We start from the raw sequence: 15,318 nt of genomic DNA, 5'->3' as shown, positions 1-15,318 counted from the left end.
AATTTGGGAAAAGAAAATTTTAGGATACAATTTTAGACCTGATTTCATTAGAAACCTCTTAGAATCAAAATTATCAAATTTACTGTTAATGCCTTTTGATCGAAAAAACAATTGCTACAGGTATTGATGTAGAAAGTTTAAGCCAAGCTACCGGACAGCGAATCAGGATTTTTCAATTGTTTAAATTCAAATACATGGTAATGCCAGGCAGGCATATCTAGGAAGAGGCCTTGTGAAAGCAAGCTATTTCCGTCTCTTTCATAATATTCATTTCCCATCATATTTTGAAGCTTCCATTTTTTGTCTGCCAGATAGGGTAATGGCAACTGAAGAAAGCACTGACTGGAATATGGGGCGTAATTCACCACCACAACTCCTGTCTTGCTTTGAGGCCCTTCCCAAGAATAGGCGATAAATGATTCCCAGGTACCGTTTCCGAACCAGGTTGCCTTGGTGTCAAGGAGTTTCCAACGGCCTTTTTCAAAAAGCGGGTTTTTGAGTACTTCTAACAACCTGCTGTAAAACCGATAGAGGATAGGGTCCACGGGTTCGTGCGGCCCACGTACCAAGTGGGAAGAAATGTGTGTTCTCTTACCTTCGAGCTGTCCTTGATGGAAAAATCGCAGACCCGGTGAGAAGTAGGTGATGATGGCGGCGGCTTCATGTTTCGTTTGGTCAAAGGTGAAAGCAGCCCTTGATTCGTCGTGGTTTTCAAGAAAGTGGACAGTCCGGCTTTGGTACTCCAACTCCGCTTTTAGATGATCTCGAACAGGCCGGGATTTACCCTCGACAAGCCTGTCCAGTAATCTTTTGTCATAGGTAAAGTCAAACCCCTGGAGCTGAAGTTCCCATTCCATGTTCCAGTATACTTCGGCAATGAACTTAAAGGAAGGGTTTGTTGATTTGATTTTTTGGATTGCTTTTGGCCAAAAAATGCCACAGCCTCTTTTCCATGTTTTCTCAAATACTGAGGGGGTGACTAACATGGCCATGTCACAGCGTACTCCGTCACAGAGACAGGAGATTTTTTCAAGTTCCCTGATCATAGCTTGTTGCAGTTCAGGATTGGCATAATTCAGCTGAAGGGTATCAGGCCAGCATGGAAAGAATGGATCTCGACCGTGGGCAAAAGCCCTTTCTTTTTTCTTTACCTCGATAGGTTTATAATTATGCGGTTCCCTTTTTAGGTCCACTTCATTGCCTTCGATATAAAATTCTGGGTGTTTTTGGACCCATTCATGGTCTATGGCGGTATGGTTGGGGACAAAATCCAACATCAGATTCAATCCTCTTTCTTTCATTTTTTCTCGGAGGCGTGAGAGTGCCTCATTTCCTCCCAAATCCTTATGGACTTCGTAGGCAGAAACTGCAAATACCGACCCTTCAATATCTCCCATTTTGAGGTCAGGAAGGGTTTTTTCAAATTCCTCCAGCCAATCAGGATTGGTCCGCGAGATTTCTTTTCCCTTAATCCCTGTTTGCCAGATACCCAGCAGCCATACCCACTCAAATCCCATGTCCTTGATATGGTCCAACTCCTCATTCGGGATATCATCCAACATGGCCTTTTTGCCAAGTTTTTTGGAAAGGAAATTAAGCCAAACCCTGGTGTTGACCTGGTAGAGAGTTGGATAGTTTTTTTTGGCATTGTTCATAATTGGAAAAGTTAAGATGGGTATTGTTAATTTGGCTAAGTTCACAATCCTTTTGGTCTGGGAAATTGATGCTGAGCAGTACTCTTTTTTTCAAAAGACATCCTTCCTGTTTAGGGAAAGAATAATCCTTGGAGATGATAATTATTTTGGTCGGGGCTTATGGAAAAATGGTGAGAGAATATCGAAATTCTTACTGTAGCAATTTAATAAATAAAGGTTAAGGAGAAAATGATTTAATTGCCTTTAAACCATGATGATAGTCATGTTTTAAATAATAAATAGAAGGGATTTTCCTTATCAATCTCATTGCAATCAATCCTTATTTTTCTTCGACAAATAGGATAAGATGCGAAAGGTTAAATCATTACATTTGGAATCAAATCCCTTTCCTTACCCTATACCCTGAAAGCTAAACGGCATAGATGTTTTAAACTGTGCAGAAGATTCACCCGCGTAAGTTTCATTTTTTTCGACACTGAGCTTTTTGGTTTTTGCTCCCGGGCTAAAGTCTAATTTCTTCAGATCTACCCAAAAAGTATTTGGTGTCAAGGCAGTTTCGAAATAGTAGACGAGGTTTTTTTGATCGGAGACAGACCTCCATCGGGTGGAGGAAATGTTAGGTTCATCAGGAGTCGAAATCCCAAATGGAACAGAACAATTCCTTATCACACTGAAAACTGATGGAATAGCAATTTCCATTTTATCAGTTTTGGGGATAGCATCAATGTAGTAAGATGCCCTTACAAACCTATCAGCCGCGCGGTTGGTGCCCGGCAACATGATGGTACCGGGAATATTCTTCCAATATTTATTAAGTCCAAGCTGTTCTTCAAAAATAGGTGAATTGGTCATCACAGTGTAAGATGGATCATGGTGAATGACAAGCTTTCCTGCGACATATTCGAAAATGGCATTGTCTCCGTTTGCATCTGAGATGGAAAGATGGACGGTGGTAAACATTTTTGTACCGGGAATATAATCTGAAACCAACACTACATTTCCCGTGCTAAAATGGTCGACTGCTTCCTGGACGGTGGCAAAGTTATCCAAGGCATATTGTGCCCAAAGTGAAATTGCCAATCCTTTTTTTCCCGCCTTGGGGTCATATTTCGGATATTCTGACTCGACGAGCCAAAGGAGATTAGCGACAAGACCCTTCTCGTTCATCCCATCCGCAGAAGCAATGTCCCAAGCTGTACTGACCACACTGCCATATTTGGAGGTCCATTCCACTGAATTTTCACCGGCAAGACCTGACCGTTTTGTAGCTCTGGGAAGAACCCACAGATTGGCAGGGATTTCACTTTTCCAATCCATAGACCTGGCCGTGATTACGGTTTTGTTTGGTCCTTTATAGACTACCCTGGTACATGCATGTCCTTGTTGATATTGCCCGACAATAAATAAAGTCATGAGAATCAGGCAGGAGCGGAGTAATTGAGTTGTGGTCATGATTCAGGATTTTTGTATCAATATCGGATTTCCTTCTAACATTATCAACCAAATCTGCCGGGTTGAGATTATAAAAATGATTAGATCTGGGAGGTGTAAAATTCAAGACCAATTTAAATCTCCTGATTAAAATCATGGTTTTCTAGAGTGATTTTATTTAAGTTCAGGCCTCATTAAATTTGTACAAGAGTCATAGATTTTATCAATCGAAAAATGAATTCGATAACCCTTATATTTAGTAAATTCGCAATTCTATCAAAATAATCAATTCAATTATGGATCATAACACAAATCAAAATGGTGGCGATTTGAGCAAATGCCCATTTCACAATGGTCAACTCTCCCAAGCTGCCGGTGCAGGACCAAGGAACCGCGACTGGTGGCCCAATCAGTTGAAGCTGAATATTCTACGTCAGCATTCCTCTCTTTCCAATCCGATGGGAGAAAATTTCAATTATGCTGAGGCGTTCAAGACTTTGGACCTTGCCGAGGTAAAAAAAGATATTGCCGATGTACTTCAGACTTCACAGGACTGGTGGCCGGCAGATTATGGCAATTATGGCCCTTTGATGATCAGAATGGCCTGGCACAGTGCAGGTACTTACCGTGTTCAGGATGGACGTGGCGGAGCAGGATTCGGCACCCAACGATTTGCACCTCTTAACAGCTGGCCCGACAATGCCAACCTGGACAAGGCGCGTCTGCTTCTTTGGCCAATCAAACAAAAATATGGAAAGAAACTTTCTTGGGCCGATTTGATGATTCTGACAGGTAACGTGGCTCTTGAAACGATGGGTTTTGAAACTTATGGTTTTGCAGGTGGCCGTGCTGACGTTTGGGAACCTGCAGAAGATGTGTATTGGGGTTCTGAAGGACAGTGGATGGGTGATGATAAGAGATATAGTGGAGAGAGAGAATTAGAGCAGCCGTTGGGAGCTTCCCACATGGGTCTGATCTATGTCAATCCTGAAGGTCCGCAAGGCAAGCCTGACCCACAGGGAGCTGCTTATGATATCAGAGAGACTTTTGGCCGTATGGCTATGAATGATTACGAAACGGTAGCCTTGATCGCAGGTGGTCACACCCTTGGCAAAACCCACGGTGCCGCAGATCCATCCAAATATGTAGGTCCTGAGCCTGAAGGTGCGAGCATCGAAGAGATGGGGATGGGCTGGAAAAATACATTTGGTAAAGGTAATGCCGGCGATACTATCACTTCCGGATTGGAAGGCGCATGGACCACTACACCAACGAGATGGAGCAACAACTATTTTGAAAATCTTTTTGGATTTGAATGGGAATTGACCAAAAGCCCTGCAGGTGCGCATCAGTGGAAGCCGATCAATGATGGAGGTGCAGGTACTGTACCTGATGCTCATGATCCGGAAAAGAAACATGCCCCTTTCATGCTTACGACTGATATTGCATTGAGGGTTGATCCAATTTACGAGAAGATATCAAGGCATTTCCTCGAAAATCCTGCGGAGTTTAACGAGGCTTTCGCAAAAGCTTGGTTCAAATTGACCCACCGTGATATGGGGCCAAAATCCCGATACATAGGCCCTGAAGTACCTGCTGAGGATTTGATCTGGCAAGATCCAATTCCTGCAGTCAACCATGAATTGGTAGACGATTATGACATTGCCGGATTGAAAGCCAATATTTTGGCTTCTGGTTTGACCATATCTGAATTGGTGTCTACAGCTTGGGCTTCAGCTTCTACTTTCAGAGGTTCAGACAAGCGTGGTGGCGCCAATGGTGCACGTATCCGCCTTGAACCAATGAAAAATTGGGCAGCCAACAATCCTGCACAGCTTGCTAAGGTGTTGGGAACCCTTGAAAGCATCCAAGAGGAATTTATCAGCACGCAGTCCGGAAATAAGAAAGTTTCCCTTGCTGACCTGATTGTACTAGGTGGATGTGCAGCGATCGAAAAAGCAGCAAAAAATGCCGGGTATGAACTTTCCGTTCCATTTACACCGGGAAGAATGGATGCTTCCCAAGATGAAACTGAGATTGACTCCTTTGCATTCCTAGAGCCTAAGGCCGATGGATTCCGCAATTATTACAATGCCAAAAATATGGCTTCTGCGGAAGAAATGTTGGTTGACAAGGCACAACTCCTAAATCTTACGGCTCCTGAAATGGCTGTTTTGATAGGTGGTCTTCGTGTGTTGAACACCAACTTTGATAAGTCCAGACATGGTGTTTTTACCCACAATCCTGAGACTTTGACCAATGACTTCTTCCTGAATCTACTGGATTTGAGAACAACCTGGAGAGCGACTTCTGATGGACAGAATCTATTTGTGGGCAGTGATCGGATGACCGGCGAACCAAAATGGACTGCCACCAGAGTTGACCTAATCTTAGGTTCCAATTCAGAATTGAGGGCAGTATCTGAGGTTTATGGATGCGCAGATGGAAAAGAGAAATTCGTAACTGACTTCGTGGCAGCTTGGAACAAGGTGATGAACCTTGACCGATTTGACCTTGCTTAAAATTGAGATAAGTTTTATTTGATTGAAAAGGTGGTCTGGAAACAGGCCGCCTTTTTTTATTCAGGTTTTTCCTTGGTGGTATGGTCTATAAACCGCTTCTCAAACCCTGCATCTTCGGTCCTCATCCACACATCCCAAAAGGTAAAATACAGTCCATAATTACAGCGGTATCTCAGGTGATGCAGGTCATGGTGAGTTGCCCCCACCATCCACCGTGCAAGTGGGGAACGGAGCGCAGAGCTCGAATAAACTTCCACGCCGGCATGGTTGATCACGGCAGTGATGGACATGGTCACCAACAAAGCCAACAAGACCGAAAAATGCATGGGAAGAAACAGGACAAGAACCGGCAAAAAGATCGCCTGCAGAAAAGCTTCTATTGGATGAAAGGAAAAAGAAGTAAATGAACTTGTGTAGAGGCTGTTGTGGTGGATATGGTGAAAATACCGGAGAACCTTTGGGCGGTGCATCCATCGGTGAAGCCAATAATAATAGGTCTCATGGATAAACATCGCCAGAAAAAAGCTGATTGGAAGCCATAGCATATCCCAAGTGGTGAGCGCCGTATATAGCTTGGTGTATCCCCGCTGCCAAAAGACCAGCATGACCGTTCCCGAAACAGCAAATATGATCGCCCCGAGAAAAGAATACCAGATTTCAGTCTTGACCTGAGTGATTTTCACCTGTTGGTGAAGCCTCCGGTAGGGGATAACGTCTCCAAGTTTCTTATAGACCAACTCATGGTACACCCATGCCAAAAGCAGGTATCTCCCGAAAATTCCAGCCAATAAAAGCAAAAAAATGATGATAGAATTCCCTTGTTCAGAATAATCCGTTCTTAAAAGCCAGTCGAGATTGAAATCCATGCTTTGTAGTACGTTAGTCAGTAAAATTAAAAAAATGGATGGTTAGTGTAAAAAGAATTTTTTATATCAATTTGAAACTACCTAAACAGGATCAGAATATTGCAGGTAATTTACCTTTGAAGGTTTCCTGAGATTAATTCCTCAAGAATGAAGTCATTATTTCTTTGCAATCTAGAAATGCTTTCTTCTCCATCATAGTGGAGGTAATAAGCCATCCATATTAGCTTTTCATTTATCAATAATCCATTGATTGCCATTACCAAAGTAAAAGGATCAACGCCCTCTAATTCATACCTAGCAATCATCACATAGGTAAATGAGTTCTTATTGAGATTGTAATTTTTGATCACAATCGGGACTCCTATTTCAACTTCAAGGCCTATTTTATCAACTTCTTTTTTCATCAAATCCCAATTTTTGGCCATAAAATTCCCGCCCATCGCATCTTGCATTTGTTTTAGGATATCACGATTTGCCTTATAATCTTTAACCTGAATTGTTCCGTATATTTTAAAATAGTCATCAAAACGTGAAAGTTCCGAACTGCCTATTTTTTCAAAAGTTCGATTATTTAAATAAAACCCAAGGACCATATTTGAAGGTACTTCTGTCCCATCTGCAATTTGTTTTACTGTAGGTTCTAAATAACATTCGCGGTATCCTTCTATAGGAGGAAGGTATATTTCTGTGTTTCCAAAGTTCGTTTTTCTCCTAATGTCAATCTCTTGAGCAAGAATCGAATTGGTAAAAATTAGTATTACTAAGATGGAACAAACAATCTTACTCGCGCATTTTATTTCCATTTGAATTTAAAGAAGGGCTAATTAAAGATTTGAACAAAATTACCGATTAGGCTTTTCTAATCGGCAAACCATGATTCCGGACTGGGATTTGTTGCTTTTGATATAATCTTCAAGGGGTTTTACAGAGATTTCCACCTTCATCGAACCGGAACTTGCATGCATCAAATGAATTCTTCCCTGCCTTTCGATCGCAAATCCCACATGCACTATATCAAGATTGGTCATAGAAGTGGTGATGGCAATCAGGTCGCCGGACTGGATTTTTGTTTCATGCAAATGGATTTCATCTTTGGGAATGAAATGGTATTGCCTGTGGGAAATGGCTTCCTCAGTGATTTGGAGTTGGCGGACAAAATCAGCATTTACCAACTGTGGATAGAATTTTGGGTTGGCTGACATGAAATACGGGTTGTTTTCATAGATCCTTCCCCCGATCTCTTGTGTGATGTCCTTCAAAATCCCCTTTTGCTCATTCTCATAAATCCAGTCTGAAAAATAGTGCAATCTGGAAGGATATCCTTTGTTGGTTCCTCCCCTGTAGCGCAAAAACTCAAGTTCCTTTTCATAGCTGCTTATGAAAAAGCTATTTTGCGAAGCAAGTCTTGACAGAGTGATGACAGACTCAAGAAAAGTAGTGCAATCCAATCCCATAAGGTCAATGACGAGTTTTTCGTCTCCCGGTATTTCAAGGGTCTTTTCTACATAGGCGGTTTCAAGAAACCTAAGGCCTATTTCGATGTTCAGGTCATTCAAAGATTTTTGTGAAAGATCCTCTGATGAAAGCCCCTTTAGAATGGATTCCAGTCTTCCACGACTTTCTGGAGAGCATACGGTCTGAGCATAACTTAGAAGGGGAAATAAAAATAAGATAACGGCGATCAATCTCATTGTAACAATGGGCTGAGAATTCACTTTCAAATTGCAAGATTTTTTTGGAAATGCCATGCGAACAGGCAAAAGACAATCCCAGATTTAGGGTTTTTATCGGAATATTGGTTTGATGTTTGCATTCTGATTTGATTCACTTTTTTCTTATTTCCCAAAACCCAAATCATTCAAAACCTCCTCATCCACCATCTCCGGCAGCGTCACCTTCAGCCCCGGGGTCCTTTCCATTTCCCTCCTGATCGCAAATAATGCTTTATCATTTCTTGCCCAAGCCCTACGGGAGATGCCGTTGTTGACATCGTAAAAGAGCATGGATTGGAGTCTGCAGTTAGCTTCCTTGCTTCCGTCGAGCAGCAAGCCGAATCCACCGTTGATTACTTCCCCCCAACCTACACCGCCACCGTTGTGGATGGAGACCCAAGTTGCCCCACGGAAACTGTCACCGATCACATTGTGGATGGCCATGTCAGCGGTGAATTTGCTGCCGTCATAGATATTGCTCGTTTCCCGAAAGGGGGAATCCGTGCCGCTGACATCGTGGTGGTCACGGCCGAGTACAATCGGAGCAGAGATTTCTCCAGATTGGATCGCGGCATTGAAAGCTTTGGCGATTTCGATCCTGCCTTCTGCATCTGCATAAAGGATTCTCGCCTGTGAACCTACCACCAATTTATTTTTTCCGGCTTCCTCGATCCAAGTAATATTGTCCTGAAGCTGTTGCTGTATTTCTGAAGGGGCTGAGGTTTTGATTTGTTTGAGTACTTCGGCAGCTATTTGGTCGGTTTTGGCAAGGTCTTCAGGTTTCCCTGAGGTGCAGACCCAACGGAAAGGACCAAATCCATAATCAAAACACATCGGTCCCAAAATATCCTGTACATAGGAAGGGTATTTAAAATCAATACCATTGGCAGCCATCACATCGGCTCCGGCACGGGAAGCTTCTAATAAAAATGCATTTCCATAATCAAAAAAGTAGGTGCCTTTTGCAGCATGTCTGTTGACTGCAGCAGCATGTCGGCGGAGGGATTCCTGAACTTTGGTTTTGAATTTTTCGGGTTCTTTAGCCATCATTTCATTGGCTTCCTCAAAATCCAAACTCACCGGATAATATCCGCCTGCCCAAGGATTGTGGAGGGAAGTCTGGTCAGAACCGAGTTCGATGGTGATATTTTCCTGGTCAAATTTCTCCCAAACATCCACGACATTGCCAAGGAAGGCGATTGAAACCACTTCCTCGTTTTGCTGAGCCTGACGCACCCGGAGCACCAGATTATCCAAGTCAGTTATCAATTCATCCACCCAACCTTGTTCATGGCGTTTATGTGCAGCTTTCGGATTGACTTCGGCACAGACCGTGATGCATCCTGCAATATTTCCTGCTTTTGGTTGTGCACCAGACATGCCTCCCAAACCCGCTGTCAGGAAGACTTTACCTTTGGGATTTATGGCAGGGCCAAGTTTTTTACGGAAGGCATTCATCACCGTAATGGTGGTGCCGTGGACAATACCCTGAGGACCGATATACATATAAGAACCTGCAGTCATCTGTCCATATTGTGTCACGCCGAGGGCATTGTATTTCTCCCAATCATCCGGTTTGGAGTAGTTTGGTATCATCATGCCGTTGGTGACGACTATTCGCGGAGCATCTTTGGAGGAAGGAAAAAGTCCCATCGGATGGCCGGAATACATGTGCAAAGTTTGTTCCTCAGTCATCTCGGCGAGGTACTTCATGGTAAGGAGGTATTGCGCCCAATTTTGAAAAACTGCACCGTTGCCTCCGTAGGTGATGAGTTCCTGAGGATGTTGGGCCACAGCAGGGTCGAGGTTGTTTTGGATCATCAACATGATCGCTGCCGCTTGTTGACATTTAGCTGGATAATCAGAAATTGTCCTTGCCCGCATCTCATAGTCCGGCATAAAGCGGTACATGTATATCCTCCCGTATTGCTGTAATTCTTCAAAAAATTCCTTTGCCAATTCCTCATGCCAGGCCTTTGGGAAGTACCTTAGCGCATTTCTCAAAGCCAGTTTCTTCTCCTCAGGGCTTAAAATATCCTTTCTTTTTGGCGCATGGCTAAAACTAGGATCAGGTGATTTTCTTGCCGGAAGGGTGGAGGGGATGCCTTGGAGGATTTGGTCTTGGAAGATCATTGGTTGATTTGGTTGTAAATGTTGTAGTGGTTGTAATTGTTGTAATGGTTCTAATTGTTGTCAGGTTTTCGGAATTGTCACTCTGAGTCCTTAACATTTTAATATGTTCAGAAAGGGAATGACGGTTGGTGTTTCGTCATTCTGAACCGGAGCTTGCGGAGGTGAAGAATCCCCCTTACCTGAGACGCTTCACTGCGTTCAGTGTGACGTCCAAGATATTCATGTCATTGGTAGGGTGTAACGGCTGAAGGATCTTTTTTTTTTTGGTGAGACCCTTCGCTTCACTCAAGGTGACGCCCTCGAAATATGTCATTGGTAACTCAGAGAGAAATCTTTTTCTAGAATTTGGATCAAAGACTTCTCCTTTCGTCGAAGTGACAAGGAAAGGTCTTTAGATAGTTTTTAATACAATTTTTGGATATTATGCTTCACCTTTGCGGTGAATATCCATCAATATCCAATATCAATTAATATCTAAATTTTTACTCCCCTTTTAAATACCATCTTCGGCTTCAATCTCCCTTGATGGTAAGTTATTTCCCGGTAATCTGAAGTTTGGAAAAGAAGGATATCCGCCAATTTTCCCACAGCAATACTTCCCCTGTCGGACAAACCAATTGCATCTGCGGCCCGGAAGGTAATTCCGGCTAAGACTTCCGCATTGCTGAGTTTTTCGAATGTTCCCAATATGGATGCCTGCATCAGCAAATCTCCCATCGGTGCCGAACCGGGATTCCAATCTGAGGCAATGGCTAAGGAAGCGCCGGAGTCAAGGAGTTTTCGGGCAGGTGTAAAAGCCATTCCCAAACCGATCGATGCGCCTGGCAATGCCACGGCAACGGTATCCGAATTGGCAATCAATGCAATTTCCTTTTCAGAACTTGCTTCCAGATGATCTGCTGAAATGGCGCCATATGCCACCGCCACCGCTGAACCGCCGACATGGAATTGGTCTGCATGGACTGTGATATCGAATCCAAAGTCTTTGGTTTTTTGGAAATAGTCTGCGATATCCTGAGGGCTGAAAGCCGAATCTTCAATAAAGGCATCGATCCGGTTGCTGAGGTTTTCAGATTTCAAAATAGGAAATAATTCCTCGCTGATTGTTTCCAGGTATTCTTTTGCTGAACCTTCAAAATCCTTTGGACAGATATGGGCAGCAAGGCAAGTGGGTACTAAGTCTGCTGCAGTTTCCGAATTTGCCTGTTTGATGGCTTGGAGCATTTTGATTTCTTCAGCCACAGAAAGGCTATAGCCACTTTTGACCTCAATGGTGGTGACACCATCGGTGAGATGACGGTTGGCTCTTTTGACAGTAAGTTTTACCAATTGTTCCAAGGCCGCTTTCCTCGTTTGGGTAACGGTATCCCAGATTCCACCTCCCGAATTGGCGATTTCAAGGTAGGATTTTCCGGTATTGCGCATCGCGAAATCTTTTGCCCGGCTTCCGGCAAAACAGATATGTGTATGGCAATCCACAAACCCGGGAAGCGCAACAAAGTCGCCTTGCAAGGTTTCCATTTTGGCACCGATGGACTGGGCTTCCGGATAGATTTCCCAATAACTCCCGATTTCATGTATCTTTTCATCCTTCAAAAATATCCCGGCTTCGGTAATGATTTCAAGTTGGCTGTCTTGCAAAGGGCCTTTTGCCTCCAATCCACGCATGGTCAGGAGTTGTCGTATCGGGCCGATGAGGGTGTAGATGGGCATTTTTTTGGTTAATTGTTTATTTGGTTAACTGGTTAATTGTTCCGAATTAACCATATTTATATTTGGTATTTTCAATTAAACTGAGATCTTTTCCAAAGTTTTGAACTTTGGAAAAGCTTTCTTTTACCGATTGGTCCAAGTCCGAAGACTTGAACTAGTTTGTCGAGGGGAAGTCCAAGTCCGAAGACTTGAACTAGTTCTCGGTGGTTCAAGTCTCTGACTTGGACCCTTATAATGCAGTCTTAGACTGCGAATTAGAGAGTCCAATTCCTAAGTCCAATTCCTAAGTCCAAGTCCGAAGAATTGAACTATTTGGTCGAAGGGAAGTCCAAGTCCGAAGACTTGAACTATTTGGTCCAAGCCAACCATTTTTCTTTTTGGTATTTTCAATTAAACTGAGATCTTTTCCAAAGTTTTGAACTTTGGAAAAGCTTTCTTTTACCGATTGGTCCAAGTCTGAAGGCTTGAACTATTTGGTCGAAGCCAACCATTTTTCTTTTTGGAATTTTCAATTAAGCTGAGATCTTTTCCAAAATTTTTGAACTATGGAAAAGCTTTCTTTTACCGATTGGTCCAAGTCTGAAGACTTGAACTAGTTTGTCGATGGGAAGTCCAAGTCCGAAGACTTGAACTAGTTCTCGGTGGTTCAAGTCTCTGACTTGGACCCTTATAATGCAGTCTTAGACTGCGAATTAGAGAGTCCAATTCCTAAGTCCAATTCCTAAGTCCAAGTCCGAAGAATTGAACTATTTGGTCGAAGGGAAGTCCAAGTCCGAAGACTTGAACTATTTGGTCCAAGCCAACCATTTTTCTTTTTGGAATTTTCAATTAAACTGAGATCTTTTCCAAAGTTTTGAACTTTGGAAAAGCTTTCTTTTACCGATTGGTCCAAGTCTGAAGGCTTGAACTATTTGGTCGAAGGGAAGTCCAAGTCCGAAGACTTGAACTATTTGGTCCAAGCCAACCATTTTTCTTTTTGGTATTTTCAATTAAACTGAGATCTTTTCCAAAGTTTTGAACTTTGGAAAAGCTTTCTTTTACCGATTGGTCCAAGTCTGAAGACTTGAACTATTTGGTCGAAGCGAAGTCCAAGTCCGAAGAATTGAACTATTTGGTCGAAGGGAAGTCCAAGTCTGAAGACTTGAACTATTTGGTCCAAGCCAACCATTTTTCTTTTTGGAATTTTCAATTAAACTGAGATCTTTTCCAAAGTTTTGAACTTTGGAAAAGCTTTCTTTTACCGATTGGTCCAAGTCTGAAGGCTTGAACTATTTGGTCGAAGGGAAGTCCAAGTCTGAAGACTTGAACTATTTGGTCCAAGCCAACCATTTTTCTTTTTGGAATTTTCAATTAAACTGAGATCTTTTCCAAAGTTTTGAACTTTGGAAAAGCTTTCTTTTACCGATTGGTCCAAGTCTGAAGGCTTGAACTATTTGGTCGAAGGGAAGTCCAAGTCCGAAGACTTGAACTATTTGGTCCAAGCCAACCATTTTTCTTTTTGGAATTTTCAATTAAACTGAGATCTTTTCCAAAGTTTTGAACTTTGGAAAAGCTTTCTTTTACCGATTGGTCCAAGTCTGAAGGCTTGAACTATTTGGTCGAAGGGAAGTCCAAGTCTGAAGACTTGAACTATGTGGGTTTGAGTCCAAGTCTGAAGACTTGAACTAGAAGCAATCAAACTCCTCCGACCACTTTGTCTCCAATTCCAATCCTTCTCTTGCTGCCACTTCCTTTGCTAAAGTTAGCAATTCTCCGCTTCGGATGATGTCAATCGCTATCTCCATGTCTTCATACATAATCTGATCTTCGGTGACATGGTGGATTTTGGTTCGGACATGTTCATAGAGTGCGGTCATGATTTTGCCGGACTTCAAAGGAGCATGAAAGTCCACTGCCTGTGCCGCGCAGAAAAGTTCAACTCCAAGGATTTTTTCCACATTCTCAATCACCTGCAATGCCTTTCTCGCCCCAATACTGCCCATACTTACATGGTCTTCCTGTCCCAAAGAGGTTGGAATGCTGTCTGCCGAGGAGGGAAAACACAGCCCCTTGTTTTCACTCGCCAATGCCGCAGTGCTGTATTGGGGAATCATAAACCCGGAATTCAACCCTGTTTCTTTCAACAACAGTTTTGGAACACCCGGAGTATCGCCTTCCAAAGAAAGGTAAATCCTACGGTCGGAGATATTGCCGATTTCGGAAGCAGCCAAACAGGCATAATCCAATGGCATGGCAATAGGTTGGCCGTGGAAATTCCCCCCACTGATGGTATGGTTTTCGTCAAAGACGACGGGATTGTCCGTGACGGAATTGATCTCGGTCTCGATCATTTGCTTCAGGTGAAGCCAAGCATTGCGGGAAGCACCGTGAACCTGCGGCATACAGCGCAAAGAATATGGATCCTGAACCCGCGCACAGGCCGCATGGGAATGGACAATTTCCGACTCATGAAGCAGATTCAGGATCGATTGGGCGACATGTTGGTTTCCGGCATAAGGGCGGAGTTGGTGGAGGTCTGCACTGAATGGCTTGGTAGAACCCAACAATCCCTCCAACATCATTGCCCCGGTGATGTCGGCATGGGCAAGGATATTGTAAAATCTGTCCACCACCATCACTCCAAAAGCAGCAATGAATTGTGTGCCGTTGATCAGGGCTAGCCCTTCTTTTGGTCCAAGGTGAATGGGTTCCAAATCAAGTTGTTGAAAAAGTTTGGCTGTTGATATTATTTCACCTTTGAAATGGACTTTTCCTAATCCGATCAAAGGCAAAAACAAGTGTGAAAGCGGTGCTAAATCCCCGGAAGCACCCACAGAACCTTGTTTGGGCACAACAGGGACAATGTTGTTTTCAATGAAAAAAAGGATTCTGTCCAAAGTACTTTCCTGAATTCCAGAAAATCCCTGTGTCAAAGCATGGGTTTTCAGCACCAACATCAGTTTGGCGATTTCGATGGGGATGGGTTCTCCGAGGCCGACAGCATGGCTTTTCAGAAGGTTTTCCTGGAGTTTTTTGGTTTGCTCCGGAGAGATCATCGTCGTGCACAATGGCCCGAAGCCAGTGTTGATGCCATAAACGGGTTGGCCTTTGCTGACTATTTTTTCGACAGCCTGACTGCTTGCTTTGATTTTTTCACGGCTATCCGTAGAAATGATGCCTTTGATGTTGCCCCTGCAAATGGCGAGTGCAAGTGATGCAGTGAGTCGGTCTTGGCCGTAATGGAAGGTATTTTTCATGGTGGGTTGATTCTGGGATTTTTAGCTCACGCAAAGACGCAGAGGCGCGA

10 protein-coding genes are annotated in these 15,318 nt (G+C 43.3%); 2 read left to right on the top strand and 8 right to left on the bottom strand.

The window, feature by feature from the left end; genetic code table 11:
- Window positions 1–137 precede the first annotated feature (137 nt).
- Window positions 138–1,655: an alpha-amylase family glycosyl hydrolase gene (locus MMU07_RS10230; protein WP_241125778.1), complete on the bottom strand. Its 1,518-nt coding sequence runs from the start codon at window positions 1,653–1,655 to the stop codon at window positions 138–140.
- A 390-nt stretch (window positions 1,656–2,045) separates the two neighbouring features.
- Complete coding sequence (locus MMU07_RS10225) at window positions 2,046–3,107, bottom strand: linear amide C-N hydrolase (RefSeq protein ID WP_241125777.1); 1,062 nt, start codon at window positions 3,105–3,107, stop codon at window positions 2,046–2,048.
- A 275-nt stretch (window positions 3,108–3,382) separates the two neighbouring features.
- On the opposite strand from MMU07_RS10225, the gene katG reads away from it, so the two are divergent.
- Entirely contained in the window at window positions 3,383–5,608 is a 2,226-nt protein-coding gene (katG, locus tag MMU07_RS10220) for a catalase/peroxidase HPI (RefSeq protein WP_241125776.1), read from the top strand.
- A 56-nt stretch (window positions 5,609–5,664) separates the two neighbouring features.
- Here katG and MMU07_RS10215 read toward each other — a convergent pair whose 3' ends face one another.
- The 5 genes from MMU07_RS10215 to hutI form a co-directional block, all read right to left on the bottom strand.
- The gene (locus tag MMU07_RS10215; protein WP_241125775.1) at window positions 5,665–6,474 is read right to left on the bottom strand and encodes a sterol desaturase family protein; all 810 of its coding nucleotides are present in this window, start codon (window positions 6,472–6,474) and stop codon (window positions 5,665–5,667) included.
- Between the two features lie 110 nt (window positions 6,475–6,584).
- Window positions 6,585–7,277 carry a hypothetical protein gene (locus tag MMU07_RS10210; RefSeq protein WP_241125774.1) on the bottom strand — a complete coding sequence of 231 codons (693 nt, stop codon included), beginning with the start codon at window positions 7,275–7,277 and terminating at the stop codon, window positions 6,585–6,587.
- Window positions 7,278–7,316: 39 nt separating this feature from the next.
- A complete protein-coding gene (locus MMU07_RS10205) occupies window positions 7,317–8,189 on the bottom strand; it encodes an N-acetylmuramoyl-L-alanine amidase-like domain-containing protein (protein ID WP_241125798.1) in 873 nt (290 codons plus the stop codon).
- Between the two features lie 120 nt (window positions 8,190–8,309).
- Window positions 8,310–10,319, bottom strand: a complete 2,010-nt coding sequence (locus MMU07_RS10200) for a urocanate hydratase (protein WP_241125773.1) — start codon at window positions 10,317–10,319, stop codon at window positions 8,310–8,312.
- A gap of 474 nt (window positions 10,320–10,793) precedes the next feature.
- A complete protein-coding gene (gene hutI / locus MMU07_RS10195) occupies window positions 10,794–12,032 on the bottom strand; it encodes an imidazolonepropionase (RefSeq protein ID WP_241125772.1) in 1,239 nt (412 codons plus the stop codon).
- Window positions 12,033–13,053: 1,021 nt separating this feature from the next.
- Between hutI and MMU07_RS10190 the strand changes: the two genes are divergently transcribed.
- Window positions 13,054–13,230 carry a hypothetical protein gene (locus MMU07_RS10190; RefSeq protein ID WP_241125771.1) on the top strand — a complete coding sequence of 59 codons (177 nt, stop codon included), beginning with the start codon at window positions 13,054–13,056 and terminating at the stop codon, window positions 13,228–13,230.
- Between the two features lie 466 nt (window positions 13,231–13,696).
- Here MMU07_RS10190 and hutH read toward each other — a convergent pair whose 3' ends face one another.
- A complete protein-coding gene (gene hutH, locus MMU07_RS10185; RefSeq protein ID WP_241125770.1) occupies window positions 13,697–15,268 on the bottom strand; it encodes a histidine ammonia-lyase in 1,572 nt (523 codons plus the stop codon).
- Window positions 15,269–15,318: the final 50 nt, after the last annotated feature.

Origin of the sequence: Cognataquiflexum nitidum (genome assembly GCF_022538055.1) — a bacterium.
Lineage (GTDB): Bacteria > Bacteroidota > Bacteroidia > Cytophagales > Cyclobacteriaceae > Cognataquiflexum > Cognataquiflexum nitidum.
This window is presented reverse-complemented; position numbering and strand designations above follow the sequence as displayed.

Coding starts and splice junctions, on each gene's coding strand:
- MMU07_RS10230 (WP_241125778.1), bottom strand. CDS start 1,655: ATGAACAATGCCAAAAAAAACTATCCAACTCTCTACCAGGTCAACACC.
- MMU07_RS10225 (WP_241125777.1), bottom strand. CDS start 3,107: ATGACCACAACTCAATTACTCCGCTCCTGCCTGATTCTCATGACTTTA.
- katG (WP_241125776.1), top strand. CDS start 3,383: ATGGATCATAACACAAATCAAAATGGTGGCGATTTGAGCAAATGCCCA.
- MMU07_RS10215 (WP_241125775.1), bottom strand. CDS start 6,474: ATGGATTTCAATCTCGACTGGCTTTTAAGAACGGATTATTCTGAACAA.
- MMU07_RS10210 (WP_241125774.1), bottom strand. CDS start 7,277: ATGGAAATAAAATGCGCGAGTAAGATTGTTTGTTCCATCTTAGTAATA.
- MMU07_RS10200 (WP_241125773.1), bottom strand. CDS start 10,319: ATGATCTTCCAAGACCAAATCCTCCAAGGCATCCCCTCCACCCTTCCG.
- hutI (WP_241125772.1), bottom strand. CDS start 12,032: ATGCCCATCTACACCCTCATCGGCCCGATACGACAACTCCTGACCATG.
- hutH (WP_241125770.1), bottom strand. CDS start 15,268: ATGAAAAATACCTTCCATTACGGCCAAGACCGACTCACTGCATCACTT.